Source organism: Pseudarthrobacter sulfonivorans, from assembly GCF_031454915.1.
Lineage (GTDB): Bacteria > Actinomycetota > Actinomycetes > Actinomycetales > Micrococcaceae > Arthrobacter > Arthrobacter sulfonivorans_C.
On record NZ_JAVDRS010000003.1, the window covers coordinates 155,208 to 178,811 of the forward strand.

The following is a 23,604-nucleotide window of genomic DNA, read 5'->3' on the forward strand; positions in this document are numbered from 1 at the left end:
CCCGAGGCGTCACAACCGGGACAGCTGCTGCGGAGTGAACGTCCGCAGCCCGTGCGATGCCGCCACCAGGCGCCGCAGATCCGCGAGCCCCCCGTCGACTTTCCCGGCGGCCCTTGCCTGGACCAGGATGTTGCCGAGCGCGGTGGCTTCGACTGGTCCGGCCACCACCGTTTTTCGGGTGGCGTCGGCGGTGAGTTGGCAGAGCAGCCGGTTTTGGGAGCCGCCGCCGACGATGTGGACGGTGTTCACGGTGCGGTCTGCGAGGCGTTCGGCGGCGGTGATGGCTTTGGCGTAGCCTGTGGCGAGGCTGTCCATGATGCACCGGGTGATGGCTGCGGGGTCGTCCGGCAGGAGGTGGCCTGTGTGGCGGACTGCGGCGCGGATGCGGTCCGGCATGTTCTCCGGTGCGATGAAGTAGGGGTCGTCGGGGTTGATCTGTGGCCCGCCCGGGGGCAGTGCCGAGGCGGTGTCGAGGAGCTTGGTGAGTTCGGGGGTGTAGCCGTCAGCGGCCCAGGTTCGCTGGCATTCGCTGAGGAGCCAGAGCCCGCCCATGTTGCGCAGGTAGCGGATGGTGCCGTCCACGCCGCGTTCGTTGGTGAAGTTCGCTTCGCGGCTGGCCTGGGTCAGGACGGGGTGCTTGAGTTCGAGCCCCACCAGCGACCAGGTGCCGGAGGAGACGTAGGCGAAGTTCTCTTCCTGCGCGGGGACGGCGGCGACGGCGGATGCGGTGTCGTGCGAGCCGACTGCCACCACCGTGGTTGCGTGGGCCAGTCCGGTCCGCGCGGCGATGGCCGGCAGGAGGGTGCCGATGGTTTCGCCGGGCTCGATCAGCGGCGGGAACACGTCCTTGGGCAGGCCCAGGGCGGTGAGGAATTCGGTGGCCCACTCCCCGGCGACGGCGTCGAAAAGCCCCGTGGTGGAGGCGTTCGTGGATTCGGTGCGGCGGACGCCGGTGAGCAGGAACGCGATCAGGTCCGGGATCAGCAGGGCCTGCAGACCCTTCAGGTCCGGCTCGGTGGCGAGCTGGTAGAGGGTGTTGAACTGCAGGAACTGCAGTCCAGTGGTGGCGTAGAGCCGGGCCGGGTCCAGTTTCTGATGCACGGGTGCGACGGCGGCGCGGCTGCGGTCATCGCGGTAGCTGTAGGGCTGGGCGACGAGTGCGCCGGCCTTGGTGACGAGGCCGTAGTCCACCGCCCAGGTGTCGATCCCGATGCTGGTGATGGTCTCGCCGTGCTCCCCTGCGGCGCGGGCCGCGGCAGCGAGGCCGGTGAGGACCTCCGCGAACAGGGCGTCGAAGTCCCAGCGGAGGCCGCCGTCGACCTCCACCACCCCGTTGGGGAAGCGGTGCACGGTCTCCAGGGTCACTCCCGATCCGCTGACGCGGCCCAGGATGACGCGGCCGGAGGACGCGCCGATGTCGACGGCGGCGAACACCGCCCCGGCCGTGGCCGGGACGGTGTTCGCTGCTGATTCGGTGCTGCTCATCGGAGGAAGGCTGCGGCCACGCCGGCGTCCACGGGGATGTGGAGGCCGGTGGTGTGGGACAGTTCGGCGCTGGTGAGGACGGCGGCGGCGTTGGCCACGTTCTCGGGCAAGACTTCGCGCTTGAGCAGGGTGCGCTGGGCGTAGTACTTGCCCAGTTCCTGCTCGTCCACGCCGTAGACCGCGGCGCGTTTGGCGCCCCAGCCGCCGGCGAAGATCCCGGAGCCGCGGACCACGCCGTCGGGGTTGATGCCGTTGACGCGGATGCCGTATTCGCCCAGTTCGGCCGCGAGCAGCCGGACCTGGTGGGCCTGGTCTGCCTTGGTGGCGGAGTAGGCGATGTTGTTCGGGCCGGCGAACACCGAGTTCTTGGAGGAGATGTAGATGATGTCCCCGCCCATGTCCTGATCGATCATGACCTTCGCCGCGGCCTTGGAGACCAGGAAGGAGCCCTTGGCCATCACGTTGTGCTGCAGGTCCCAGTCCTTCTCGGTGGTTTCCAGCAGCGGCTTGGAGATGGACAGTCCGGCGTTGTTGACCACCAGGTCCAGCCCGCCGAACGCCAGCACCGCCGCGTCGATCGCGGCGGCAACCTGGGCTTCGTCGGTGACGTCGGCCTGGACACCGATGGCGACGTCCGCGCCGCCGAGCTCCGCGGCGACCTTTTCCGCGTTTTCGAGGTTCAGGTCGGCAATGACGACGCACGCGCCGTCGGACGCCAGCCGGGTGGCGATGGCCTTGCCGATCCCCGACGCCGCACCCGTCACCAGCGCGATGCGGGTGGCGTGGGATTTGGGCTTGGGCAGGCGGGCGAGCTTGGCTTCCTCAAGGGACCAGTACTCGATCCGGAACTTCTCGGATTCCTCGATCGGCGCGTAGGTGGAGATCGCCTCGGCACCGCGCATCACATTGATCGCGTTCATGTAGAACTCGCCGGCAACACGGGCGGTCTGCTTGTTCGCCCCGAAGGAGAACATGCCCACGCCCGGGACCAGGACAATCGCCGGATCCGCGCCGCGCAGCGCGGGCGAGTCCGCATCGGCGTGGCGGTCGTAGTAGGCCTGGTAGTCCTCGCGGTAGGCGGTGTGGAGTTCCTTCAGCCGGGCGATCGAGTCCTCGATGGAGGCCTCGGCCGGCAGGTCCAGGATCAGCGGCTTGACCTTGGTCCGCAGGAAGTGGTCCGGGCAGGAGGTGCCCAGCGCCCCAAGGCGCGGATGCTCGGCTGCTGCCAGGAAGTCCAGGACGACGGCGTCATCGCTGAAGTGCCCCAGGACCGGTTTGTCCGTGGACGCCAGCCCGCGGATCACCGGGGCGAGTGCGGCGGCCTTCGCGCGGCGTTCGGCCTCCGGCAGGGCACCGTAGCCCGGGAGCGTGGGCCCGAAGGGTTCGGCCTTGCCGTTCTCCCGGATGTATGTCTCGGCCTGTTCGATGATCCACAGCGAGTTGGTCTCGGCTTCCTCGGACGTGGCGCCCCACGCGGTGATGCCGTGGCCGCCCAGGATGGTGCCGATGGCCTGCGGGTTGGCTTCCTTGATCGCGGCGATGTCCAGGCCCAGCTGGAACCCGGGGCGGCGCCACGGAACCCAGAGGACCTTGTTGCCGAAGATCTTGGTAGTCAGCGCCTCGCCGTCCACCGCGGTGGCAATGGCGATCCCGGAATCCGGGTGCAGGTGGTCCACGTGCGCGGCATCCACCAGGCCGTGCATGGCGGTATCGATCGACGGCGCGGCGCCGCCCTTGCCGTGCAGGCAGTAATCAAAAGCGGCCACCATCTCATCTTCACGGTCCACCCCGGGGTAGACATTCTTCAGCGCGTTCAACCGGTCCAGGCGCAGCACCGCAAGGTTCCCGGCCTTCAGCGTGCCCAGGTCCCCGCCCGAGCCCTTCACCCACAGCAACTGGACATCCTCGCCCGTCACCGGGTCCTTCTCCATGCCCTTGGCCGAGGTGTTGCCCCCGGCGAAGTTGGTGTTCCGCTTGTCCGCACCCAGGCGGTTGGAACGGGAAATCAGGTCTTCAACAGTCTTGTTAATGTTCTGTGCAGTCATTACTAGGCGCCCCATCCGGCTTGCTGGCCGCCTGCGCGGTCCTCGTTGATCTGTTTCTGGTAACCGCTGGCCCTGAAGGCGGCCATCGGGTCCGCGGGCAGGCCGCGGGATTCACGCCATTCGGCCAGGATGGGCCGGACGTCGGTGTAGAAGGCGTCGTTGAACACGGCATTGGCGGCCAGGACATCCCCGCTCCGCTGCGCCTCGGCCAGGGCGGCGGTGTCCACCAGCAGGGCGCGGGCCGTCATTTCCTGGACGTTGAGCACCGAGCGGATCTGACCCGGGATCTTCTCTTCCAGGTTGTGGCACTGGTCCAGCATGAGGGCCACCCCGGACTCCTTGCCGAAGCCGCCGCCGCGGATGACCTCGTACATGATGCGGAACAGCTGGAACGGATCGGCCGCGCCCACAATAAGGTCATCGTCCGCGTAGAAGCGGGAGTTGAAGTCGAAGGAACCGAGCTTGCCGAGGCGCAGCAGCTGCATCACGATGAACTCGATGTTGGTGCCCGGCGCGTGGTGGCCGGTGTCCAGGCACACCAAGGCCTTCTCCCCCAAAGCCAGGGTCTGCGCGTAGGAAGTGCCCCAGTCCGGAACATCGGTGTGATAAAAAGCGGGCTCGAAGAACTTGTACTCCAGCACCAGGCGCTGGTTCTCGCCCAGCCCCGCGTAGATCTCCTGCAGCGACTCGGCGAGCCGGTCCTGGCGGCCACGCATATCGTCCTGGCCCGGGTAGTTGGTACCGTCCGCCAGCCAGATCTTCAGATCCTGTGAGCCGGTGGCGTGCATGATCTCGATGCAGTCCAGGTGGTGCGCGATCGCCCGGCGCCGCACGGACTCGGTCGAGGACGTCAGGGACCCGAACTTGTACTCGTCATCCTGGAAAGTGTTCGAGTTGATCGTGCCCAGGCCAACGCCCAGGCCCGCCGCGTACTCCTTCAGGGCCGCGTAGTCATCCACCCTGTCCCACGGGATATGCAAAGCCACCGTGGGGGCAAGCCCGGTCAGCTCATGGACCTTGGCGGCGTCCGCGATCTTCTCCTGCACGGTCCGCGGCGTGCCCGGCGTGCCGAACACCTTGAAACGCGTGCCTGAATTTCCATAGGCCCACGAGGGGACCTCGATGGCGAGCTCTCCGAGCCTGCCCAGCGCCGTTGCTACGTCATTCATGATGGGTTCTTTCCGGTCTGTGATGCTGTGGTCAATAACTGATGTGGTCTGTAAATGCTGTGGTCTCTTCATGGCGTGGCCCCGATGCGGGGCAGGCCGCTCAGCGGGTGGTGGACTCCGCCGTCGCCAGCTGGTCGTCAAGGTTGAAGACTTCTTCGAGGACCTGGAACCCTTCGTCGGGCGCCTGGTCCGGGTTGTCGAACAAGGTAGCCATTTCGGCCTGCCACCGCGCGTTGACTTCGGTCAGCGCCATCCGCGCCCGGACGGCGTCGAAATCGTCGCATTCGAGGTAGCCGATGAGCAGCCCGTCTTCGCCCAGGAAAAGCGAGTAGTTGTGCCAGCCGGCGGCTTTAAGCGCCCGCAGCATGTCCGGCCACACTGCGGCATGCCGCAGCCGGTATTCGTCGATCAGCTGCCGCCGGACCGACGAGCGGAAACACACCCTCATCTGCACTCCTCCTGAACTTTCTGATCTTTTGAATCGTTTCATTGTTACGATTCAAAGTACCCTTGAGCCAAGGAGGTGTCAAGCAATTGCCGGCCGTAGGCTTGGACCAGGAAGTATTGCGCGGCAAAAGGTACGGAGGAACATGAATCGCTCAGCCAGCATCAAGGACGTCGCCAACCAGGCCGGCGTTGCCGTGGGCACGGTGTCGAACGTCCTGAACTACCCGGACAGGGTTTCCCAGCGGACCAAGGAACGGGTGCTGCAGGCCATTGACGAGCTGGGCTTCGTCCGCAACGACGCCGCACGCCAGCTGCGGGCCGGCCACAGCAGGACCATCGGGCTGATCGTGCTCGATGTTGGCAACCCGTTCTTTACCTCGGTGGTGCGCGCTGCTGAAGATGCCGCGGCGCTCCAGGGCAGCGCCGTGCTGCTGGGCGACAGTGGCCATGACGCGAGCCGCGAATCCAACTACATTGACCTTTTCCAGGAGCAACGGGTGCAGGGCCTGCTGATCTCCCCCGTCGGGGACGTCACCAGCCGCATCGACCAGCTCCGTGAGCGCGGCGTCCCCACCGTCCTGGTGGACCGGCTCGCCGACGAGAATAAGTACAGCTCCGTCTCGGTAGACGACGACGCCGGCGGTTACCTCGCTGCCCGGCACCTGCTGGACATCGGCCGCCGTCGGCTCGCCTTTGTGGGCGGCCCCGCTTCCATCCGCCAGATTGCCGACCGCCTTCAGGGGGCGGAGCGGGCCGTGAAGGAGGAACACGACGCCACGCTGGAGGTTCTCGATTCCGACGGACAGACCGTGCTGGCCGGCCGCAGCGTGGGCAACATGCTGGTGGAGCGTGGCCGCGGCGGGCTCCCGGACGGCATCTTCTGCGCCAACGATCTCCTGGCCCTCGGCGTTATGCAGTCCCTGGCGATGACGCACCGGCTGAGGATTCCCGAGGACATTGCCCTGATCGGGTATGACGACATCGACTTCGCCGTCTCCGCGGTTGTGCCGCTCTCTTCCATCCGCCAGCCCACCGAGGCGCTGGGACGGACCGCCATCGAACTGCTGGTCGAGGAAGTTGAGTCCGACAGTCCGAGGCACCGGGCCGTGATTTTCACCCCGGAACTGGTGGTGCGCCAAAGCACGGGTGCGGCTCAAAGTACAGCCGGCGCCCCTGCGGACATCCCGTAGGAACGGCCTTTTAGCCTCAGCTTCCCTGGTCTTCTCCGCGCCCCGCTGCACGGCTGCAGATTCCTCTTGTCAGGTCCCTAAAACGTGTGGGACTCTGCTGGAAAGAGCGAGAGGTCCGTGAGTTCAGTGACACAAGACACGGAGATCAACGGCACTGCTGTCGACGAACTGCAGACGTCCTTTCGGGGCGAAATCATCCGCCCGCATGATGCGGGCTACGACGATCATCGCAAGGTGTGGAACGGGTCGATAGACCGGCGGCCCGCCGTCATAGCCCGCTGTACCGGCGTGGCGGACATTCGCGCCGCACTGAGGCTGGCCCGTTCGCTGGGCCTGCTGGCGGCCGTGCGCGGCGGCGGTCACAGCTTCCCTGGACTGTCCGTTTGCGACGACGGCATGGTGATCGACCTCAGTCTGATGAAGGGGATTCGGGTGGATCCCGAGGCACGGACGGCACGTGTCCAGGCCGGTGTACTGCTCGGAGAGCTTGATCGCGAGACCCAGGAGTTCGGGCTGGCTGTTCCTTCAGGAATCGTGACCCATACCGGAGTGGCGGGCCTGACCCTCGGCGGCGGCATCGGCTGGATCATGCGTAAGCACGGACTCACCATCGACCAGTTGCTTTCCGTGGACCTGGTCACGGCCGACGGGGAACTGGTGAGGGCCAGCGAGGAACATAACGCCGACCTTTTCTGGGGTGTGCGCGGCGGTGGCGGGAACTTCGGCATCGTCACCGAGTTCGAGTTCCGGCTTGTCCCCGTGGGTCCCCAGGTAATGGCGGGGCCGGTCTTTTGGGCCATGGAGGACACCCCGGAAGTGCTGCGGTTTTATCGCGACTGGCTCGCCGACTGCCCTGATGAGCTCATGACCGCCGCGATCCAGAGGAAGGCGCCGGCGCTGCCGATCGTGCCGCCCGGGCTGGTGGGCAAGCACGTTATCGCGATCGTTGGGTGCTATGCAGGATCGGTTGACGACGGCGAACGGGTCATGCGGCCGCTGAAGGAATTCGGCTCCCCGGTTCTCGATTTGTGCCGGCCGAAGCCCTTCCTGGAGCACCAGAAGATGTTCGATCCCTCGTTTCCGCACGGCTGGTCCTATTACGTCCGGTCCTGCGACGTGGCGGGCCTCAGCGACGACGTCATCGATATCGCCACCGAACACGGCCTGCGCATCACCTCTCCGGTCACCAGCGTGGCCATGTGGCAGCTGGGCGGGGCAGTGGGGCGCATTGCCGATGACGCCACCGCGTTCAACGGGCGCCAGGCCGGGTTCACGTTCAACATCAACGGCAACAGCAAGACCGCCGACGGATTCGATGCGGAGCGCCAGTGGGCCCGGGACTATTGGTCTGCCCTGGCGCCCTACCACACCGGCGTTTACGTGAACTTCCTGATGGAAGAGGGTGAGGAGCGCGTCAGGCAGGCGTACGGGGCCGCCAAGTACCGCAGGCTCAAGGCCCTCAAACGCAAGTACGATCCCACGAACTTCTTCCGGCTCAACCAGAACATCAAGCCTGACTGACATCGTTACGGATCGGAGAAAGCCATGCTCAAGACCCTGCTCTGCAAAATGAACGTGCGCCACGATTGGCACGTCGAAACCACGGACGACGGCGGCCGCTACCGGCGCTGCACACGCTGCGGCAAGTACCAGACCGGCGGCAGCGGCGGCCGGAACGGCAACTGGGCAGCCCCGCTCGGCATGTGAGAAGTGCCCGCAACGCGCTGGACTATCCCCGCCCCCATGCCGCACACTGGATGCGGGAATGCGCTTGCCCTCATGCCCGGGAAGCAACCCCCTTGCGCCCTTTTGGGCAGGAACGGAGCACCATGGGAACGCCAGCCCCCGCAATACAGTCAGCAGTCCCGGCACCGTCGGCCGCTTCGCAACCCGGGAAACCGACGGCGGCAGTGAGGGTGGCGCTGGTAGGCGTCCACGGCTTCGGAACCCACCACCTGCGGAACCTTGAACGCTTGCAGGAGGCCGGCGTCGTCGACCTCGTGGCAGTAGCCGATCCCCAGCCCCCGACACCCGGATCCGTTCCGGACACAGCAGCGATCTTCGCTGGGCTGACGGAACTCCTGGCGGGCACCCCGGACCTGGACGTGATCATTGTGGCCACGCCCATCCAGACGCACGCACCGCTGGGCCTCGCCGCGCTGGCCACAGCAGCGGATCTCTACCTGGAGAAGCCGCCGGTCGCTTCGCTGGCGGATTTCGACACGCTCCTTGAGGCTGCCCAAGCCTCCGGGCGCAGCGTGCAGATCGGCTTCCAGAGCCTTGGATCGCATGCGTTGGCGGCCATCGAGGAACTCGTGGCCAATGGAACCATCGGCACACTGCAGGGCATTTCCGCGACCGGCCGCTGGGTGCGTCCCCGCGCCTATTTCAAACGCTCCCGCTGGGCGGGGAAACGCAGCCTTGATGGCGTAAATGTGGTTGACGGCGTTGCCACGAATCCGCTGGCCCATGCCGTGGCAACGGCCCTGCGGATCGCCGGGGCCCGGACCACGGCCGATGTCAGGTCCGTGGAAACCGACCTGTACCGCGCCAACGACATCGAATCCGATGACACGTCCGTGATCCGCATCCGCACCACAACGGGGCTACCCATCACCTGTGCCCTCACCATCTGCGCCAGCGAATCCGTTGAACCCTACGTCACCTTGCAGGGCTCGGCGGGCACGGCCATATTCCACTACACCGAGGACCGCCTCACTGTGACCACAGCGAACGGACAGACGGAGCAGACATACGGCCGGGACGATCTCACCGCGAACCTGATCGACCACCGGACAGAGGGTGCCGAACTGATCAGCCCGATCGTGGAGAGCGGCGCTTTTATGCTGGTCCTCGAGGCCATCCGGACGGCGCCTTCACCCGTCCGGATCGGGCCGGAGTATGTCCGCTGGGAGGGTGACGGCGACGAGGCGCACGCCGTGGTGCTGGGGATCGAAGAGGCCTTGGAGCGTGCCACGCAGGAGCATGCAACGTTCAGCGAACTGGGGCTTCCCTGGGCTGCTTCCCGGAGCGCAGCGGATGAACGGCACCCAGCCGCGGAACGACGCCGGTAACCGGCGCACACGATGCCCTCGGACCCTGAAGCTGGCAGCGGAGTCTTGAAGGCCGGGCCGCGGAACAACCTGTAGGGTGCAATCCAAGGGACAAAGGACACGCCCATGGATTACTCGAACTTCTCGGTCGGCTTCCTCGATATGCTTGTGGCTGTTCTCCTCGGCGTGATTGCCGGCATTATCACTTTGGTCCTTGCCCGAAGGAAAATGCGTCGTCTTGCCCTGGCCGTCGGACTTTCTTCCGCCCTGCTGATCGGGGCAGTGCTTCTCGCCAGCGGGTTCATCCAGACCGCCAAGACCAACGCGATGCTCCACGTTGCAGATGAGCTCGCGGTCCCTGAGCGGTTCGAGCCCGGCAAAGACGAGAACTTCAGGGGAGGAAGAGTGGTCCGCGCCACCGCCTTCCTGCCCTGCGGCGCCGTGACAGCCCCGTGCCCGTCCCTGCACCGCCAGTGGTCCGGCCCCGCGCTCCTCGAACTGACGCGGGCGGACCTGGAGGAGGTCATTCGCCGCAGCGGCTGGCAGGGCAGGCTGGTGGTTGATGACCGGTACTGCCGGCTCACCTACACGAATAGCAGCAGCGTTAGCTGTTTCGCGGAAGGGGTCCTCGGAGGCTTTGACACGACACTGCGCCTGTCACAGACGAGGGGCGACTCGTGGTGGTTGGGGCTGTCAATGCGCCCTGAACGATGACAGGCCGCCGCTGTTGAGGGTCACCGCCGGTTGCGCCGCGAATTCCGCCACAGCAAGAGTCCGACGACGGCCGCGGACAGCATCGCCAGGGCTCCGGTGACCACAAGGCCCGTCCGCACGCCGAACTCCTCGGTCAGCCATCCGGCGAGCAGGCCGCCCAATGCGTGGCCGCCCAGAAGCAGCGGCAGGTAGAGGGCCATGACCCTCCCCCGGATTTCGGGGCCGGCTTCCAGCTGCACGGCCGTTGCCGCGCTGGTCAGGAAGAGCAGGGCCATCAGGCCCACCACCACAAGCATCACGATGAAAAGAACCAGCGTGGGCATGAGGGCGGCAACCAGCTGGGAAAGGCCAAAAAGACCCGCGGCGGCAACGATTCCCTTGCGGCCCAAGGTCTTCAGCCGGGCAGCCAGCAGCGCGCCGGCGAGGGCACCCACGGCGCCAACTGTGTTGAAGAGGCCAAACCCGGCCGCTCCGTTGTGCCACACCCGTTCTGCGAAGGCGGCCAGCACCACCGGCCCGTTCATCCCGAATGCCCCCAGCAGCCCGGCCAGGGTAATGATCAGAAGCAGCGCGGGCCGCTCACGGACATAGCGGAACCCGGCCAGCAACTGCCCGCGTCCCCGCGATGCCGGGGCGCTGGCGTGCAGGAGCGCCGGCCGGACGGCGGCGATCATGCCCAGCACCAGCAGCGAAAGGAGGGCATTGGCGGCGAAGGCGGCGGCAGATCCCGCCTGTGCAATGACCACCCCGCCGACGGCTGGCCCCAGCATGGCACCAAACTGGCCGATGGCATTGTTGACGCCGATCGCGGGCCGCAGCCCGGCGTCGCCCACCACCTCGTTGACAAACACCTGGCGGGCCGGCGCGTCGATGGCTGACGTCACGCCCAGCGCCACGCAGCTTCCGTACACGGCCCACACGGTGATGTTTCCGCTGGCCACCCAGGCCGCCAGCCCGATGGCCAGCAGCGCGATCACCGACTGGCAGATCATCATGATGCTGCGCTTGGGGAAGATATCCACCAGCAGGCCACTCAGGGGTCCGACCACCAGCATGGGAAGGAACTGCAGGGCGACGGCGATGCCCACCGCCGCGGGACTGCCTGTGAGCTGAAGAACCAGCCAGTCCTGGGCCAGCCGCTGCATCCACACCCCCATGCTGCCCGCAAGGGTCATGCCCAGAAAGAGGCGGTAGTTATGCTGCGTCAGCGGGTGAAACCAGCGGACCGGCGGCTGCGGTGAACGAAGGGATTCTGCGGACTGTGGGCGGTCGGAAGACACGACGGGGCTCAACTCGCTAGTGACGGAAAGGGCTGGTGACGCAACTTGCTAGGCGCGCGTGGACCGCATCTTGACCGCGGCCGCTGCCAGGATCAGAGTGCCCGGGACCACCACAAAGAGGGCCGTCAGCATCCAGACAAACACCACGGCGGCGAACAGTGCGCTGGCGAGAAGAAGCGAGCCTGTCCAGTCGCGCAGCGACACAGCCTTGGCGGTAGCAAAGGCCGTGGACCAGGCGGTGGACGGGGTGGATTCCCCGCCTTCAACGTCGGACCAGGCAAAGTCGGACCAGGATGCCGCTGTGCGCAGGAGCAGGATCGCGCCGGCCACTGCCAGGACGAGCGTGGCCGGAAGGACCACTGCACTGCCCGGCAGTTGCCCCACTGTTGCGAGCAAGAGGTTCAGGATAATCACGACGGCGGCTCCCGCCGTCGTGATTCCCAGCCTCCAACTGCCTGGGAGGGCAGCGCGGAAGGTGGTCCACAGGGAACGGACGGTATCGTCGCGTCCGGAGAGGTGCCGTTCCAGGTGGGCGATCCCCGCCGCATAGGCGGCGGGGATGGTGACCAGCGGGATGGACAGCACCAGCACCAGCAGTCCGGCGAGGAGGGTCTCGGAAAACAGGGCGAAGCGGTTTACCGGGATGGGTTCACTCCGGTCGGATGCGGGTGTGGTGTTGTCCATGATGCTCATTTTCTGTCTCGTGATCTTTCGCCGTCAGCCTTTGAGGCCTTGGGTGGAGACGCCTTCGACGATGTAGCGCTGGAAGACGAGGAAGAAGATCAGGACCGGGAGGAGGGCCAGGACGGACATGGCGATCATGGCCCCGTAGTCCGAGCTCTGGGTCTGGTCCACAAAGAGACGGAGAGCCAGGGGCAGCGGGTACTTTTCCGGGGTGTTCAGGTAGAGCAGCGGGCCCAGGAAGTCGTTCCAGCTCCAGATGAAGGAGAAGATCGAAGTGGAGATCAGGGCCGGTTTCATCAGGGGCAGCATGATGGAGGTGAAGATCCGGACGTGGCCGGCGCCGTCGATGCGTGCTGCCTCGTCCAGTTCGGCGGGGAGGTTGCGCATGAACTGGACCATGAGGAACACGAAGAACGCGTCGGCGGCGAGGAACTTGCCGATCAGCAGCGGGATGTAGGTGTCCACCAGGCCGAGCTGGTTGAAGACGATGTACTGCGGGATGATGACCACGTGGAAGGGCAGGAGCAGGGTGGCGATCATCATGCCGAAGAACACGCTGCGGCCGGGGAACTTGATCCGGGCGAACGCGTAGGCGGACACGGACGCGGAGAGAATGGTGCCGACGACGGCGCCGATGGCCAGGATCAGGGAGTTGGTAAAGAACTGCAGGGTGGAGACCCCGCCGATCCCGTCCATGGCCGTGACGAAGTTATCGAAGCTGAAGTTGGCCGACCACAGCGAGGTGTTGGCGCCGCCGATCTCGGCGTTCGGCTTGAACGATGAGGCGACCATCCACAGCGCCGGGTAAAGCACCACGCCGGTCAAGGCCAGGGCGACGGCATGGAAGGCCACGCTCTTGGCGCGCTTGGCGCCCGTGGATTCGGACTTGGGGTTGTAGTGCGGCATTTGTACGTCCGGTGTGGACTGGGTGGGGGTTGCCAAAGTTGTCATTTCGAATCACCGCTGTAGTGGACCCAGGACTTGGACGTGCGGAAGATGACCAGGGTTATCAGGCCGACGACGATCAGCAGCAGCCAGGCCATCGCCGAGGCGTAGCCCATCCGGAAATCGCTGAAGCCGCGCAGGTACAGGTAGAGGGTGTAAAAGAGGGTGGAGCCGGCCGGGCCGCCTTCACCGTTGGAGATGATGTAGGCCGAGCTGAAGATCTGGAACGCATGGATGGTTTCCATCAGCAGGTTGAAGAAGACCACCGGGGAGAGCATGGGCCAGGTGATGTTGAAGAACTTCCGCACCGGGCCGGCACCGTCCATGGACGCCGCTTCGTAGAGCTCGTTCGGGATCTGTTTGAGGCCGGCGAGGAAGATCACCATCGGGGCACCGAACTGCCAGACGGTCAGCAGGATGAACATCGGCATGGTCATGGAGGGGTTGCCTACCCAGCCACCGAGGTTGATGCCGAAGAAGGACAGGCCCTGGTCCACCGGTCCGGAATCGCCGAACATGGCCTTCCACACGATGGCGATGGAGACGGATGCGCCGATCAGGGACGGGGCGTAGAACGCGGAGCGGTAGAAGCCCTGGCCCCTTCGCTTGCTGTTCAGCAGCATGGCCACCGCCAGTGCGGCGGCCAGCTTCAGCGGGGTACCGAAGACCACATAGCCCACGGTCACGCCCACCGACTGCAGGAACCGCTCATCCTGGAACATGGCGGTGTAGTTGTCCAGCCCGATCCACTTGGGCGGATCGAACAGGTTGTAGTTGGTGAAGGACAGGTACAGCGAGGAAACCATCGGGCCCAGGGTCAGGGCGATGAATCCCAGCAGCCAGGGCAGCAGGAAGGTGTAGCCGGCGCGGGCGTCCGCCCCGCTCCGCTTTGACTTGCGCGGAGCGGGAGCGGACGGCGACGCCGAACGCCTGCTCAGGGTTGGGGTTTGAGTCACGAAATCAGTCCGTCAGTCATGAATGCCTGGATCAGGCATTCTGCTTGATGAGGTCTTCGGCTTCCTTGAACCACGCATCAACGGCGCCGTCCACGGTCAGCTTGCCGTAGTTCAGGTCAGAACCAACACGCCTGAAGGAGGTTTCGAGCGTGCCGAAACCGACGATGGGCGGCTCGGGCGCGTCCTTGAGGTACTTCTCGATGGACTTCTCGTAATCCACAACCAGCTTGTCGGTTCCCTCGAAGTTAGTGCCGTCACGCTGGGTCTTGGAGGCCGGAACACCACGGGAGGTCTTGAAGATCTGGCCTACTTCGGGGTCGTTGACCATGAAGTCGATGAACCGGGCAGCAGCGTCCTTGTACTTGGTCTTAGCGCTGGCCGCCATCAGCATGGAAGGCTTCAGGAACAGGCCCAGATTCTCCTTGTCATCGGAGGGAACCGGCACCAGCTTGAGTTCCTTGGCACCGCTGTCCGCGAGGTAACCGGCCATGAAGTTATCCCACGTGACCTCAGTGCCGGTCACGTTCGAGCCAAACGGAGACTTCGGCGCAAGCTGGGTGACGCGCTCTTCGGAAACGATGGCGGGGGTGCCGCGCAGCTCGGCGGTGAGGTTCCACCACTTCTTCAAATCGTCCTTGGTGAAGCCGAGCTTGCCGTCCTCGGTGAACGCCTCGATGTTGTTCTGCCGCAACCAGACATTGAACATCCACCACACGGAGGTGTAATCCGTGCCACCGAAGAGCGCCCCGTTGCCCTTGGCTCCGACCTCGGCCAGGAAGGCATTGAATTCCTTATACGTCCACGTGCCGTCCGGCTCAGCGATACCCATCGACGCGAGCTTCGCCGGATCGTAATACACCGCAAACGCGTTGGTGCTCGTTGGAATGCCATACGTCTTGCCCCGGATCTGGCCCGACGGCAACAGGGACTTATCGAAGGCGTCGGTGTTGATTTTGACGGTGCCCAGGTCCAGGAGCTGGTTGCGCTGGCCGTAATCCCGCAGGAAGGACAAGTCAAACTGCATCACGTCCGGGAGGCCCCCGCCGGCTGCCTCCGTTGCACGCTTCGGCCAGTACCCGCCAAAATCCGTGAAATTCCCGGCGACCTTAATATCCGGATTCTTACCCTCGAAGAGGGCGATCGCCTTGCGGGTACGCTCGGCGCGGTCGTCATTGCCCCACCAGGTGTAGTTGATGGTGACGGGGTTCTCCGCGGAACCCGTCTGGCTGGCGGCGGGCGATCCGCAGGCTGCCAGTGCCGCGGCCGACGCCGTACCGACCGCCACCGTGGTGAGGAAATTCCTTCTTGTGATCATGAGAGCCTCCTTGCTCGGGTTGTGCAAGACCATTGCTCCGACAACTTCAAGAGTGAGTTGTGAGCTGGCTTACACGCTTTCTGAATCGATACAATACGGGCATTCCTGAATTTGGGCAAGCGTTTTCCCAAGCCCGGGTTTGCGGTACGTTTAGTCCATTCGAAGACAGAGGAGTCCCATGACTTTGCAGCAGACCTCCGGTCCGGCCAGTGTCTGGAGCCTCGTGGAGGGGATCGCCTACGGTGGCGATTACAACCCGGAGCAGTGGCCGGCCAGCGTGCGGCTGGAGGACCTCGAACTGATGAAGGAGGCCGGCGTCAGCTTCCTGAGCGTCGGGATTTTCTCCTGGGCCCTGCTGGAACCCGCCGAAGGCCAGTATGACTTCGGCTGGCTGGACGACGTGATGGACAACCTCGCCGCGAACGGAATCAAGGTGGCACTGGCTACGGCCACGGCCGCCCCGCCCGCATGGCTGGTGCGCAAGCATCCCGAAATTCTCCCCGTCACGGCTGACGGGACCGTGCTGGGCCCGGGCTCGCGGCGGCACTACACGCCGTCGTCGGCCGTTTACCGGCGGTACGCCGCCGGCATCACGCGCGTCATCGCTGAGCGGTACAAGAACCACCCCACACTGGCGCTGTGGCACGTGGACAACGAGCTGGGCTGCCACGTTTCGGAGTTCTACGGCCCGGAGGACGCCGCGGCATTCCGGGCGTGGCTTGAGCGGCGGTATGGCAGCATCGAGGCGCTCAACGCCGCCTGGGGCACCGCGTTCTGGTCCCAGAACTACGGCTCGTTCGAGGAGATCCTGCCGCCCGGCGCCGCTCCTTCAACGCTCAATCCGGGCCAACAGCTGGACTTCCGGCGGTTCAACTCATGGGCGCTCATCGACTACTACCGCGAGCTTGTTGCGGTGCTGCGCGAGGTCACGCCCGGCATTCCGGCCACCACCAACCTGATGGCATCCAGCGCCACGAAAGCCCTGGACTACTTCGACTGGGCCAAGGACCTGGATGTCATCGCCAACGACCACTACCTGGTGGCGGCGGATCCGGAGCGGCACATCGAACTGGCGTTCAGCGCGGACCTGACCCGGGGCATCGCGGGCGGTGACCCGTGGATCCTGATGGAACATTCGACGTCGGCCGTCAACTGGCAGCCGCGGAACCAGCCCAAGATGCCGGGCGAGATGCTGCGCAATTCACTGGCCCATGTGGCCCGTGGCGCGGACGCCGTGATGTTCTTCCAGTGGCGGCAGAGCTTTGCCGGGTCCGAAAAGTTCCACTCGGCAATGGTCCCGCACGGCGGCCGAGACACGCGCGTTTGGCGCGAAGTGGTGGGCCTCGGCTCTGCCCTGAAGAGGCTCGCGCCGGTCCGCGGTTCACGAGTGGAAGCGCGGGTGGCGATCGTCTTCGACTACGAAGCCTGGTGGGCCAGCGAGATCGACTCCAAGCCCAGCGAGGACCTGAAATACCTGGACATGCTGCGGGCTTTCCACCGGTCCCTGTTCCTGCGTGGGATTGCCGTGGATATGGTCCATCCTTCGGCTCCGCTCGAGGGCTACGGCCTGGTGCTGGTGTGCACGCTGTACACGGTCACGGACGTGGCGGCGGCAAACATCGCTGCTGCTGCACAGGCCGGCGCCACCGTGCTGGTCACCTACTTCAGTGGGATCGCCGACGAAAACGACCACATCCGGCTGGGCGGCTATCCCGGAGCCTTCCGCGAACCGCTGGGGATCCGGGTGGAGGAATTCCACCCGCTGCTGGCTGGCGGCCAGCTGAAGTTGAGCGACGGCGGGGTGTCCACCATCTGGAGCGAACACGTCCACCTTGCCGGTGCTGAAGCGGTGCAGACTTTCACGGAATATCCCTTGGAAGGGCTGCCGTCCCTCACCCGTCACGCGGTTGGTTCCGGCGCGGCCTGGTATCTGGCGACGTTCCCGGACCGTGATGGGATCGAAGCAGTCGTGGACCGGCTGCTGGCCGAATCCGGCGTGGCACCCGTTGCTGTTGCCGACGTCGGCGTGGAAATCGTCCGTCGCCGCGCCACCGACGGCAGCAGGTACCTTTTCGCGATCAACCACACCCGGGCAGCGGCCGCGGTGGAGGCAGCCGGCGTGGACCTGCTGACCGGGGCGGCGTTTGCGGGGACCGTTGAGGCGGGTTCAGTCGCGGTGATTGCGGAGGACTGATCCGGGAGGCCCGGCAAACCGGTGGCCGCCCTGCCTGGCGCTTGTCACTGCCAGGCAAGGGACGTTCAATTGAATATGGTGAGTTTGCGGGCTGCCGTATCGCCTTTGCTTAAACGTCCACGCGGGACACCACGGCTACAGCATCTCGTAGCGGCCGTTGTCTCAGCTTCCGTAGCGGTGGCCGTATTAGCAGTCCCGTCTGCAACACCATTACCTGCGGAGTCCGCGTTGGCCCCATCAGGAGAGTGGGTTTCCTTGGCGCCTGGCCCCGCCCCGGCGAGTAACCCCCTGCAGGGTTTCGTTCCGTACGAAGGTTCCTTCACTGCCGCACCCTACTCCATGGAGTGGTTCTATCTTCCGGTCAGCGCTGTGGTTACAGATGCCGGAGTGTATGACTGGACGGACCTTGAAGAGCCGCTGAATTCAATTGCCTCGCGCGGCCATCAGTCGGTCTTCAGGTTTTATCTGGACTCCCCGGGCGAGCCCAGCGGCGTGCCGGAGTATCTCCTTGAAGAGGGGCTGGCTACCAACACCTACGAAGATCATGACAACCAAGGGATGAGTGTCTCCCCGGATTATAACGACCCACGCCTCATCGATGAACTGGAAGATTTTATCGCTGCTCTTGGCTCCCGCTACGACGGAGATCCGCGAATCGGATTCATCCAGCTGGGCCTTTTGGGGTTCTGGGGAGAATGGCATACATTTCCGCACGATGGGTCCGGGTCATCCGGAGACTGGTCTCCACCAGTGGCCATACAGCAGCGGGTACTCGAGGCTTACACCGAGGCCTTCACCAAAACAAAGCTTCAGGCGCGATACCCAGATTCGAACAACACCGGCCTCAACGTTGGCTACCACGACGATTCCTTCGCTGTGGAGACTTTGCCGGGACCGGGCTGGCACTTCGTGGACCAGTTGAGGCAGGCCGGCGTAACTGAGAAGTGGCTCACGCAACCAATCGGCGGGGAACTCGGGGGTGAAATTCAACAGTGCATCTTCGACTCACCTATGCGTTGCCCAGTTGTTGAGGAAGGCGCCGATAACGATTTTTCAGGGAGCGTCCAAGCAACGCACGCCTCATGGATACTCAATCAATACGCGTTCGCCCCCGGATATACGGGGCAAGCCCTCATTAACGCGGCAGCAGCATCCCAGTCACTCGGCTACCGTTTCCAGGCCACAGCCTTCTCTGTCTCACACGGCCCAAAGAAAGGGCAAAGCGATCTAAATGTCATGGTCCGCAACGTCGGAATCGCTCCTTTCTACTATGACTGGCCCATACAGATCGCAGCAGTTGGCAGAGACGGCCAAATTGTCCGCACGTGGACAACTTCCTGGCAACTCACTGGGCTAAAACCCGGCATGTCGCTGCAGTGGAACACCCCACTCAAAACAAGCGGGATTTCCTCCGGCGACTACACCCTCCTGATGCGGCCCGCCAATCCTCTTGCTAGTGGGGTGCCCCTGCGTTTCGCGAACGATTCCCAGGACCGGACGCTCGCGGGGTGGCTGACAATGGGCCGCAGCCACTTCCCGGCTTCGTAAGGGCGGAGGTCCACTCCAGGACGGAAATCGGCCTGAACGAGGGAAGCTATCCCCCGGCGGCCAACGTGGTGCCTGCCCGCTCGCCCAGCGCGCCTTCGGCGGTCATGCCGATAATTTCGAGCAAGACATCCTCTGCTCGCTGGATATCGGTGACATTGACTGACCGTGCTGACCCGGCAACGCGGCCGGCCGGGAAACCGTTGACGGCGATGGCCCATGAGTCGGCACCCTGATCGTCGGACTCCCACGTGACCCTGACTTCACTTATCCCTTCCACGGTGGAGAGCACCTCCACCTCGACGTTCAAGGGCGCGGCCAAGCGCTGATGCAGGGGCGTCGTGCTGATGCGCACCGGCGTCTCCAACACGTCGGTCCCGCCGGCAATCCCTGTAACCCGAAGAATCATCACCCCCTGAAACTCTTCCTTGTAGGTGTGCTTGAGGACAGGATCGGCGGTGGTCCGGTCGTAGCTTCCATCGCCGTCCAGATCCCATTCGTACCTGACCACGACGCCTGCGGACTCGGAGGCATCGTAGGTAATTTCCGAACCCGGAGGTCCGGAGTAGCCGTTGATCGGCAGCCTTGCCTCGACACCAGCCTGCTTCTGCTTACCCAGCGGGATGGTGATCACTTGAAGCGGCGCCCCTGAGGCCTGAGCAGATGGAGCTGGGTCACCAGAGGGGGTGACACTGGGCGGAGTCGCTTCCAGTTCGTCCGGCGACGCACTCACGGTGGGCGGACCCTCTGCGCAACCGGTCAATATGAGTGCTGCCGCTGCCGCGGCGGTCCAACCGAATGCCTTCATGTTCTCCCCCATGACTTGAAGTGCTCCCAGTGGACCACGCGGGCCGGCACCCGTCCAGCGCTGAGGGCCGCCGGGAACGCCGGACCAGTACACAGGCCTTAAGAACCACAGTCCCGGCCGGAACCAAAGGTTCCAGCCGGGGACTGTGCCCGTGTGCGGCTTAGCTGATGGCCGACTTCATTTCGTCGTGGGCTTTCTTGCCTGCGTCGTCAGTGGACAGGCGGTTGAACAGGACCTCGGAGGTGTACCGCTTGACGATCTCCTGGATGGCGCCGGCGCCCTTCGGCGGCGGAGCCGGAGCCTCGCCCAGCTCACCCTTGATCTGGTCGATGAACTTGACCACCTTGATATCGGCGGGGGTCAGCTTCGACTCGATAGCTGCGCGGACGTCCGAGTTGGGGTATACGCCGCGGTCGGCCAGCAGGGCCTCGCCGGCCTTTTCGCTGTTGGCCAGGAAGTTGATGAACTTGGCGGTTTCCTCAGGGTGCTTGGTGCGCGATGAAGCCGACCAGAACTGGGATGCCTTGTACCAGAGCTGGGCGTCGGCGGCCTTGCCCGTGGTGGACGGGAACCGGAGGATCTGCAGGTCCGAACCGGCGGCCTTCTCCAAGGCGGGCAGCTGGTTGGACCACCAGAACGCGAGCCCGTTCTTGCCGACGGCCAGGCCACTCTGGTCAAGCGGGGCGGCCTCAGCTTCCACAACCTCAGACGCCGTGGGCACAGCCTTGTTCTCGCTGAGTTGCTTCAGGAAAGCCCACCACGCGGCGATGTCACTGGGTTCGAAGCCCAGTTTGCCGTCGGAGGTGTACAGGGTCTTGCCGTTCTGCCGGAGCCAGACGCCGAGCGATGCTTCGTCTGTGCCATAGGCGGCGGCGCCGTACGTGCCCTTCGGCGACTTGGCAGTCACCTCGGCAGAGATGCGCTCGAAGTCGGCCCAGGTCCAGGTCTTGTCGTCGGGAAGTTCAACGCCGGCGGCCTTGAAAACTGCCGGGTTGGCCAGGATTGTGGCGGCATTGATCCCGGCCGCGATGCCCGTCAGGCCCTTCTCGCTCTTGCCGGCATTGAGGGCCGCCTCGTCAAGCTTTGAAGTGTCGATGTCGTACTTGGAGAGGTCCAGCAGCGCACCGCGCGTTGAGTACTCGGTGATGTACTTTTCGTCCATCTGGATGATGTCCGGGGCGTCGTTGGCGGCAACCTGGGTAGCCAGCTTGTCCCAGTATCCGCTCCAGTCGCCGTACTCGGGCTTGATCTTGATGTTGGGATTCTCTGCCTCGAAGGCGGCGATGGCGGCCTGCGTGACCTGGGCCCGCTTGTCGCTCCCCCACCAGGAGAAGCGCAGCTCGACGGGTCCGCCATCACTCTGCGGGGCGGCTCCCCCACCGCAGGCGCTGAGGGCCATCACGACGGCGGCTGCCGCGGCAACCACGCCTGTCTTACGGATGCGGCGCCGTGCGCCAGAGGGTGACGTAGCTGCCGAACCATGGTTGCCAGCAGCGTCAGAGCGGGGAAAAAGCGGCACTGGATACTCCGATCTTCTTTGATCTCGTGAGGAAGAAATTGGGTGAGAAAGCGTTTTCTTGATCTAATGCTACAAGTCTGTGACTTGTATTACAAGAGGTTATTTGATGCCCGTGGTGGCGATGCCCTTGATCAGGAACCGCTGGCCGAAGAGGAACACCAGGAACACCGGCAGCAGCGACACGATGGACATCGCGAACAGCGATCCCCAGCTGGTGGCGGACTGCGCATCCACGAAGGCGCGCAGCGCCACGGGGACCGTGAACATGTCCGGATCGGTCAGGTAGATCAGGGCGCCGAAGAAGTCGTTCCAGGTCCAGATGAAGGTGAAGATGGTGGTGGTGGCCAGGGCCGGCACCATCAGCGGCAGGATGACCCGAAGGAAGATGCGCGGGTGGCCGGCGCCGTCGATCCGTGCCGCCTCGTCCAGGTCCTTGGGGATGCCGCGGATGAACTGGACCATGAGGAAGACAAAGAATGCGTCCGTCGCCAGGAGCTTGGGCACGATGAGCGGCCAGAACGTGTTCACCCAGCCGATCTGCGAGAACAGGATGTACTGCGGCACAATCACCACGTGGAACGGCAGCATGATGGTCAGCAGCATGATGCCGAAGAACAGCTTCTTGCCCGTGAACTGCAGGCGGGCGAAGGCGTATGCGGCCATGGAGCAGGAGATCAGGTTTCCAAGGATGGACCCGATCACCACGATGGCCGAGTTGAGCATGTAGTGGCCGAACGGATGGGTCAGGGCGGACCAGCCGTCCGTGTAGTTGCTCATTTCCAGGGTGCTCAGCCAGAGCCCGGGGTCCTTGAAGATGAGGTCGTTGGGCCGCAGGGAGGAAACCACCATCCACAGCAGCGGGTAGATCATCAGCCCGCCGGCCAGGATCAGGATGCCATGTTTGAGCAGGGCCTTGGTGCGGGCGGACCGGCTGAACGCCAGGGTTCCGCGGGATTCGCGGGCCTTTTTGGGCTTGCGGTGGTTCGTTGGCGTACCGGCGCCGGCGTTGTTCTTGTCCGGGGCGGGCAGCGTCTCAAGCTTAGTCGTCATAGAAAACCCAATACTTTGCGGCGATGAAGTTGATGGCGGTGAAAACGCCGATGATGACCAACAGGAACCACGCCATGGCGGAGGCGTAGCCCATGTCGAACTGGCCGAAGCCCTTCTGGTACAGGTACAGCGTGAAGAACATCGTGGAGTCTGACGGGCCGCCGTTGCCGCCCGAAACGATGAATGCCTGCGTGAAGGACTGGAAGGATCCGATGATCTGGAGCACCAGGTTGAAGAAGATGATGGGGCTGAGCATCGGCAGTGTGATCTTCCAGAACTGCTGAAGCGTGGTGGCGCCGTCAACTTTGGCGGCCTCGTAGTACATCACCGGGATCTGCCGGAGGCCGGCCAGGAAGATGATCATGGGGGCGCCGAACGTCCACACGTGCAGCAGGACAATGGACCCCAGTGCCGTGCTCGGATCGGAAATCCAGCCCGGACCCTGGATGCCGAAAAGGGCCAGCGCCTGGTTGACCAGGCCGGTGGTGCCAAAGATCTGCTTCCACAGGATGGCAACAGCCACCGAACCGCCCAGCAGGGACGGCAGATAGAAGACCGAGCGGTAGAACGGCAGGCCGCGAAGGCCCTTGTCCAGCACCAGCGCAATCAGCAGGGCAACTGCGAGCTGCAGCGGCACACCAACAAAGACGTAGGTGAATGTCACGCCCAGGGAGTTGTGCAGCCGGGCGTCGGTGAACATCCGGATGAAGTTATCCAGCCCGGTCCATTCCGGCGGCTGCAGGAGGTTGTAGTCCGTAAACGACAGGTACAGCGACATCAGCATCGGTCCGATGGTGATTGCCACCAGGCCAACGAGCCACGGCAGCAGGAAAATATACGCGGCCTTATTGTCCCGGCCGTTCGCCTTCTTCTCCTCGGCGGTCATCGGCCCCTTGCGGCGCTTGAGCGTTGAGAGTTCGCTGATGGCGCTCATACTGGTGCCTTACTGTCGCCCCGCCGGGCTGCTGCAGCCAGCACGCCTTCCGGGCATGGTCCCGCCGGGCGCAGAGCCCCGGGTTTCTGGTTAGCGGCCATATGGTCTCCTTTGGTCATCGTGGCCCTCCACGTGGTGTTGATCGCTACGGCGGTGCGGATCCGCCGGTTCGGGGTGAGTGCGCAGTCCGGGTGGACCTGCAGATCGGATGACCGCACAACTGGGTCATCACCCATGCGATCCTTTGCCATACCGCTTTCGGTGGCGGATT

General features: G+C 64.5%; 20 protein-coding genes. 7 read left to right on the forward strand and 13 right to left on the reverse strand.

The window, feature by feature from the left end; genetic code table 11:
* Positions 1-9: 9 nt before the first annotated feature.
* From J2808_RS08655 to J2808_RS08670, 4 genes are all read right to left on the reverse strand, one after another.
* The gene (locus J2808_RS08655) at positions 10-1,485 is read right to left on the reverse strand and encodes a rhamnulokinase (protein WP_309814683.1); all 1,476 of its coding nucleotides are present in this window, start codon (positions 1,483-1,485) and stop codon (positions 10-12) included.
* Positions 1,482-3,530: a bifunctional aldolase/short-chain dehydrogenase gene (locus J2808_RS08660; protein WP_397428016.1), complete on the reverse strand. Its 2,049-nt coding sequence runs from the start codon at positions 3,528-3,530 to the stop codon at positions 1,482-1,484. The genes J2808_RS08655 and J2808_RS08660 overlap by 4 nt, the downstream gene beginning before the upstream one ends.
* A gap of 2 nt (positions 3,531-3,532) precedes the next feature.
* Positions 3,533-4,699, reverse strand: a complete 1,167-nt coding sequence (gene rhaI, locus J2808_RS08665) for an L-rhamnose isomerase (protein ID WP_309814689.1) — start codon at positions 4,697-4,699, stop codon at positions 3,533-3,535.
* Between the two features lie 100 nt (positions 4,700-4,799).
* Positions 4,800-5,147 (reverse strand): L-rhamnose mutarotase, encoded by a 348-nt coding sequence (locus J2808_RS08670; RefSeq protein ID WP_309814692.1) that lies wholly within the window; start codon positions 5,145-5,147, stop codon positions 4,800-4,802.
* A gap of 142 nt (positions 5,148-5,289) precedes the next feature.
* Between J2808_RS08670 and J2808_RS08675 the strand changes: the two genes are divergently transcribed.
* The 5 genes from J2808_RS08675 to J2808_RS08695 all read left to right on the forward strand — a co-directional run bounded on the left by J2808_RS08675 (position 5,290) and on the right by J2808_RS08695 (position 10,103).
* Positions 5,290-6,336, forward strand: a complete 1,047-nt coding sequence (locus tag J2808_RS08675) for a LacI family DNA-binding transcriptional regulator (protein WP_309814695.1) — start codon at positions 5,290-5,292, stop codon at positions 6,334-6,336.
* A 117-nt stretch (positions 6,337-6,453) separates the two neighbouring features.
* Positions 6,454-7,857 (forward strand): FAD-binding oxidoreductase, encoded by a 1,404-nt coding sequence (locus J2808_RS08680; protein ID WP_309814698.1) that lies wholly within the window; start codon positions 6,454-6,456, stop codon positions 7,855-7,857.
* Between the two features lie 24 nt (positions 7,858-7,881).
* Positions 7,882-8,043 carry a hypothetical protein gene (locus J2808_RS08685; RefSeq protein WP_309814701.1) on the forward strand — a complete coding sequence of 54 codons (162 nt, stop codon included), beginning with the start codon at positions 7,882-7,884 and terminating at the stop codon, positions 8,041-8,043.
* Between the two features lie 122 nt (positions 8,044-8,165).
* Complete coding sequence (locus tag J2808_RS08690) at positions 8,166-9,410, forward strand: Gfo/Idh/MocA family protein (protein WP_309814702.1); 1,245 nt, start codon at positions 8,166-8,168, stop codon at positions 9,408-9,410.
* A gap of 105 nt (positions 9,411-9,515) precedes the next feature.
* Positions 9,516-10,103, forward strand: a complete 588-nt coding sequence (locus J2808_RS08695; protein ID WP_309814705.1) for a hypothetical protein — start codon at positions 9,516-9,518, stop codon at positions 10,101-10,103.
* A 20-nt stretch (positions 10,104-10,123) separates the two neighbouring features.
* On the opposite strand, the gene J2808_RS08700 is transcribed toward J2808_RS08695, so the two are convergent.
* The 5 genes from J2808_RS08700 to J2808_RS08720 are packed head-to-tail and all read right to left on the reverse strand — an operon-like array spanning position 10,124 to position 15,283.
* Positions 10,124-11,383, reverse strand: coding sequence for an MFS transporter (locus tag J2808_RS08700; protein WP_309814708.1), 1,260 nt, complete (start codon positions 11,381-11,383; stop codon positions 10,124-10,126).
* Between the two features lie 48 nt (positions 11,384-11,431).
* Positions 11,432-12,076: a Poxvirus protein I5 gene (locus tag J2808_RS08705; protein ID WP_309814711.1), complete on the reverse strand. Its 645-nt coding sequence runs from the start codon at positions 12,074-12,076 to the stop codon at positions 11,432-11,434.
* Positions 12,077-12,100: 24 nt separating this feature from the next.
* A complete protein-coding gene (locus J2808_RS08710; RefSeq protein ID WP_309814714.1) occupies positions 12,101-13,018 on the reverse strand; it encodes a carbohydrate ABC transporter permease in 918 nt (305 codons plus the stop codon).
* Positions 13,015-13,968 (reverse strand): carbohydrate ABC transporter permease, encoded by a 954-nt coding sequence (locus J2808_RS08715; RefSeq protein WP_309814718.1) that lies wholly within the window; start codon positions 13,966-13,968, stop codon positions 13,015-13,017. The genes J2808_RS08710 and J2808_RS08715 overlap by 4 nt, the downstream gene beginning before the upstream one ends.
* A gap of 31 nt (positions 13,969-13,999) precedes the next feature.
* Positions 14,000-15,283, reverse strand: a complete 1,284-nt coding sequence (locus J2808_RS08720; RefSeq protein ID WP_309814721.1) for an ABC transporter substrate-binding protein — start codon at positions 15,281-15,283, stop codon at positions 14,000-14,002.
* A gap of 178 nt (positions 15,284-15,461) precedes the next feature.
* On the opposite strand from J2808_RS08720, the gene J2808_RS08725 reads away from it, so the two are divergent.
* Positions 15,462-17,477, forward strand: a complete 2,016-nt coding sequence (locus tag J2808_RS08725; RefSeq protein WP_309814724.1) for a beta-galactosidase — start codon at positions 15,462-15,464, stop codon at positions 17,475-17,477.
* Positions 17,478-17,816: 339 nt separating this feature from the next.
* Positions 17,817-19,025 (forward strand): DUF4832 domain-containing protein, encoded by a 1,209-nt coding sequence (locus J2808_RS08730; RefSeq protein WP_309814729.1) that lies wholly within the window; start codon positions 17,817-17,819, stop codon positions 19,023-19,025.
* Positions 19,026-19,071: 46 nt separating this feature from the next.
* On the opposite strand, the gene J2808_RS08735 is transcribed toward J2808_RS08730, so the two are convergent.
* The 4 genes from J2808_RS08735 to J2808_RS08750 all read right to left on the reverse strand — a co-directional run bounded on the left by J2808_RS08735 (position 19,072) and on the right by J2808_RS08750 (position 23,333).
* On the reverse strand, positions 19,072-19,656 hold the full coding sequence (locus tag J2808_RS08735; RefSeq protein ID WP_309814732.1) for a hypothetical protein: 585 nt from the start codon (positions 19,654-19,656) through the stop codon (positions 19,072-19,074).
* Between the two features lie 334 nt (positions 19,657-19,990).
* A complete protein-coding gene (locus tag J2808_RS08740; protein WP_309814735.1) occupies positions 19,991-21,349 on the reverse strand; it encodes an ABC transporter substrate-binding protein in 1,359 nt (452 codons plus the stop codon).
* Positions 21,350-21,448: 99 nt separating this feature from the next.
* Positions 21,449-22,399, reverse strand: coding sequence for a carbohydrate ABC transporter permease (locus tag J2808_RS08745; RefSeq protein WP_309814737.1), 951 nt, complete (start codon positions 22,397-22,399; stop codon positions 21,449-21,451).
* Complete coding sequence (locus J2808_RS08750; RefSeq protein WP_309814740.1) at positions 22,389-23,333, reverse strand: carbohydrate ABC transporter permease; 945 nt, start codon at positions 23,331-23,333, stop codon at positions 22,389-22,391. The genes J2808_RS08745 and J2808_RS08750 overlap by 11 nt, the downstream gene beginning before the upstream one ends.
* Between the last annotated feature and the right edge of the window lie 271 nt (positions 23,334-23,604).

Excerpts from the sequence above, each read along its gene's own strand:
- J2808_RS08720 (WP_309814721.1), bottom strand. The coding sequence starts at position 15,283 with ATGATCACAAGAAGGAATTTCCTCACCACGGTGGCGGTCGGTACGGCG.
- J2808_RS08655 (WP_309814683.1), bottom strand. The coding sequence starts at position 1,485 with ATGAGCAGCACCGAATCAGCAGCGAACACCGTCCCGGCCACGGCCGGG.
- J2808_RS08695 (WP_309814705.1), top strand. The coding sequence starts at position 9,516 with ATGGATTACTCGAACTTCTCGGTCGGCTTCCTCGATATGCTTGTGGCT.
- J2808_RS08660 (WP_397428016.1), bottom strand. The coding sequence starts at position 3,530 with ATGACTGCACAGAACATTAACAAGACTGTTGAAGACCTGATTTCCCGT.
- J2808_RS08675 (WP_309814695.1), top strand. The coding sequence starts at position 5,290 with ATGAATCGCTCAGCCAGCATCAAGGACGTCGCCAACCAGGCCGGCGTT.
- J2808_RS08670 (WP_309814692.1), bottom strand. The coding sequence starts at position 5,147 with ATGAGGGTGTGTTTCCGCTCGTCGGTCCGGCGGCAGCTGATCGACGAA.
- J2808_RS08745 (WP_309814737.1), bottom strand. The coding sequence starts at position 22,399 with ATGACGACTAAGCTTGAGACGCTGCCCGCCCCGGACAAGAACAACGCC.
- rhaI (WP_309814689.1), bottom strand. The coding sequence starts at position 4,699 with ATGAATGACGTAGCAACGGCGCTGGGCAGGCTCGGAGAGCTCGCCATC.
- J2808_RS08725 (WP_309814724.1), top strand. The coding sequence starts at position 15,462 with ATGACTTTGCAGCAGACCTCCGGTCCGGCCAGTGTCTGGAGCCTCGTG.
- J2808_RS08685 (WP_309814701.1), top strand. The coding sequence starts at position 7,882 with ATGCTCAAGACCCTGCTCTGCAAAATGAACGTGCGCCACGATTGGCAC.
- J2808_RS08730 (WP_309814729.1), top strand. The coding sequence starts at position 17,817 with ATGGAGTGGTTCTATCTTCCGGTCAGCGCTGTGGTTACAGATGCCGGA.
- J2808_RS08705 (WP_309814711.1), bottom strand. The coding sequence starts at position 12,076 with ATGAGCATCATGGACAACACCACACCCGCATCCGACCGGAGTGAACCC.
- J2808_RS08750 (WP_309814740.1), bottom strand. The coding sequence starts at position 23,333 with ATGAGCGCCATCAGCGAACTCTCAACGCTCAAGCGCCGCAAGGGGCCG.
- J2808_RS08690 (WP_309814702.1), top strand. The coding sequence starts at position 8,166 with ATGGGAACGCCAGCCCCCGCAATACAGTCAGCAGTCCCGGCACCGTCG.
- J2808_RS08710 (WP_309814714.1), bottom strand. The coding sequence starts at position 13,018 with ATGACAACTTTGGCAACCCCCACCCAGTCCACACCGGACGTACAAATG.